This window comes from Flammeovirga aprica JL-4, assembly GCF_012844305.1.
Taxonomy (GTDB): Bacteria; Bacteroidota; Bacteroidia; order Cytophagales; family Flammeovirgaceae; genus Flammeovirga; species Flammeovirga aprica.
On sequence record NZ_JABANE010000332.1, the window covers coordinates 1 to 812 of the forward strand.

The 812-nt window shown below is 33.4% G+C and carries 1 protein-coding gene; it reads right to left on the bottom strand.

Going from position 1 to position 812, the window contains the following annotated elements; translation table 11 throughout:
- A partial coding sequence (locus HHU12_RS34205; protein ID WP_169661189.1) for a hypothetical protein occupies window positions 1-812 on the bottom strand: 812 nt, incomplete at both ends.

The window sequence follows — 812 nt, forward strand, 5'->3', positions numbered from 1 at the left end:
TCTGTACCGAAAATATTGATGATATTGGCAAATCGTTCATTAAATATCTTCTCTATCTCTGCAATTTTATCTTCACGTACAAATTCTTTCAATCTCTCACCAATCTCTCTCACACCTTTACTTTCTAACTCCTCAACAGACGGGAATTTAAGTACTGAGTTGATCGTAAACTTCCCTAAGTAATTTTTCAACTTAGTATAAAGTGTATTTTTCTTTTCTTCCAAAGCATCAAAAGTCTGATACACTTTTCGATGTAGTTCATCAAAAGTCAAATCGCCTTCCAATGAAGTGACCGTAGTAGCATATTCTTCTAACGCAATCAGCTTATCATCATCTTTCTGTTCAGCATAAACCTTGAGTTCTGCTTCATAAGTTTGGATCGATTGATTGACCTCAAAAAGCTGTTGTTTTACCTCTTTATAATTCTCTTCTAAAACATTCAGAGAATTAGAAAATTCAGCCACCAAATTATTGAGCTTTTCTTCCTCATGAAGCATTTCATTTTCAAACGTTTTCTGCTTATCAATAAACTCTCGCTTGTCTTTATCATATTCAAAAACCAATTGTTGATGTTCTTGAATATAGTCTAACTCGGCTTTATGATTTTTAATTTGAAGTGATAGTTTTTCAAGGTGCTGTTTATCCACTCCTTTTCCAGAGAGCTCCTCATTTTTTTGTTCAATTAGTACTTCAATCGCCCTTTGGATTTCCTGTTTATAGCTTTCAATTGCTGATCGTATCCCATTTTCTTTCTCTTGAAAATCCTTTTTAAACTGATTCAAACGTCTTGTTTTTTCTTTACGCTTGACCTC